Source organism: Microbacterium sp. zg.Y909 (assembly GCF_024626565.1).
In genome coordinates this window covers 1-2,400 of record NZ_JANJFJ010000525.1, presented here as the reverse complement: position 1 = coordinate 2,400, position 2,400 = coordinate 1, and the positions used below count along the sequence as shown (strand labels likewise).

Here is a 2,400-nt window from a genome sequence, read left to right as displayed (position 1 = left end):
GGCCACGGATGCGTGTCGGGGCGTTCGGCAGGAGGCTGCTTGCCGATGGCGAGGTTGGTGACGCTGAGGGCACCCTGGCGGTGCGCGGTGCCGATGCAGTCGGCCCCGGTGTCGCCACCGCCGATGACGACGACGTGCTTGCCTGCCGCACTGATCTGGTGGGGCACCTGGTCGCCCGCGACGGCCTTGTTGGATTCGACGAGGTACTCCATCGCGAAGTGCACGCCGGCAAGGTCCCGCCCCGGGATGGGCAGGTCACGGGGCACGGTGGCCCCGGTGGCGATCACGACCGCGTCGTACCGTTCGCGCAGCTGGTCCCAGGTGATGTCCCGGCCGATCTCGACGCCGGCGCGGAAGCGCGTGCCCTCGTCCTGCATCTGGCGGAGCCGATACTCGAGGTGGCGCTTCTCCATCTTGAAGTCGGGGATGCCGTAGCGCAGCAGCCCGCCGATGCGGTCGTCCCGCTCGAACACGGCCACGGTGTGACCCGCCCGCGTGAGCTGCTGTGCGGCGGCGAGGCCGGCGGGGCCGGAGCCCACGACGGCGACGGTCTTGCCGGTGAGGCGCTCTGGCGGCTCGGGCTCGACCCAGCCGCGGGCGAACGCCTCCTCGATGATCGACACCTCGACCTGCTTGATGGTCACGGCGGGCTGGTTGATGCCCAGCACGCACGAGCTCTCGCAGGGGGCCGGGCACAGCCGCCCGGTGAACTCCGGGAAGTTGTTCGTCGCGTGCAGCCGCTCGCTGGCGCTGCGCGCCTGCCCGCGCCACATCAGGTCGTTCCACTCCGGGATGAGGTTGCCCAGCGGGCAGCCCTTGTGGCAGAACGGCACGCCGCAGTCCATGCAGCGACCGGCCTGGCGACGCAGCACCGCGGAGTCGCCCGGCTCGTAGACCTCTTTCCAATCGAGGATGCGCACCGGCACCGGGCGACGCGGCGGAAGCTCGCGCTCGGTGACCTTCAAAAAGCCCTTCGGGTCAGCCACCCGTCACCTCCATGATGCGGTTCCAGACGACATCGCCGTCGGGGTCGAGTCCCTCTGCCGCCGCCTGCTGGCGGGTCTGCAGCACCGCGGCGTAGTCGCGGGGCACGACGCGGACGAAGTTCGCCGCCTCGGTGTCGAAGTTCTCCAGCAGCGACGCAGCCAGAGCGGATTCGGTCTCGGCGAGGTGCTGCAGCAGCAGGTCGCGCAGGATCTCCACGTCGCCGGAGCCCATCTCCAGCAACGCCAGTTCGCCGGATGCCAGTGCTTCGCGGTTCACCAGGGCTCGGTCCAGCTTGTAGATGTAGGCGTTGCCGCCGGACATGCCGGCGCCGAGGTTGCGGCCGGTGGAGCCGAGGATGACGGCGAGCCCGCCGGTCATGTACTCCAGCGCGTGGTCGCCCACGCCCTCGACGACGGCGGTGGCGCCGGAGTTGCGCACGAAGAACCGCTCCCCCACGACCCCCCGCAGGAACATGGTGCCCTGCGTCGCGCCGTAGCCGATGACGTTGCCGGCGATGACGTTGCGGGATGCGTCGAAGGCGGCATCCTTCGGGGGGCGCACGACGATCTGGCCGCCCGAGAGGCCCTTGCCCACGTAGTCGTTGGAATCGCCCTCGAGTCGCAGGGTGATGCCGGCGGGCAGGAACGCGCCGAACGACTGCCCTGCCGAACCGGTGAGGTTCACCACGATCGACCCCGACGGCAGGCCGTTCACGCCGTGCGCGAGCGTCACCCGGTTGCCGAGCATGGTGCCCACGGCCCGCTCGGTGTTGCGGATGGGCAGGTCGATCGTGATCTGCCCGCCGTGCGCGATGACGTCCTGAGCGCGCTCGATGAGCTGCACGTCGAAGTGCTCCTCGAGCTCATGGTCCTGAGCGCGGGTGTTGCGGCGCGCGACCTCCGGGGCGAACGCCGGTCCGCGCAGGATCGGCTCGAGGTCGAGACCCCCGGCCTTCCAGTGCGCGACCGCCCCGTTGACGTCGAGCAGCTCGCTGCGCCCGACCACCTCGTCCAGCGAGCGGAAGCCGAGTTCGGCGAGGTATTCGCGCACCTCCTGCGCGATGAACTCCATGAAGGTCACCACGTGCTCGGCCTTTCCGGTGAAGCGCGCACGCAGCACCGGGTTCTGGGTGGCCACGCCCACGGGGCAGGTGTCGAGGTGGCAGACGCGCATCATGACGCAGCCCTCCACCACGAGGGCGGTGGTGGCGAAGCCGAACTCCTCGGCGCCCAGGAGCGCTGCGATGATGACGTCGCGCCCGGTCTTGAGCTGACCGTCGGCCTGCACCACCACGCGGTCGCGCATGTTGTTGAGCATGAGGGTCTGCTGCGTCTCGGCCAGGCCCAGCTCCCACGGCGTGCCGGCGTGCTTCAGCGAGTTCATGGGGCTCGCGCCGGTGCCGCCGTCGTGTCC

Annotated in this window: 2 protein-coding genes; both read right to left on the bottom strand. The window is 70.4% G+C overall.

Annotation, left to right across the window (positions count from 1 at the left end):
- The coding region (locus NQ160_RS22345; protein ID WP_257517233.1) for a glutamate synthase subunit beta at positions 1-986 on the bottom strand (986 nt) is incomplete at its 3' end.
- A partial coding sequence (locus NQ160_RS22340) for a glutamate synthase-related protein (RefSeq protein ID WP_257517232.1) occupies positions 979-2,400 on the bottom strand: 1,422 nt, incomplete at its 5' end. The genes NQ160_RS22340 and NQ160_RS22345, both read right to left, overlap by 8 nt.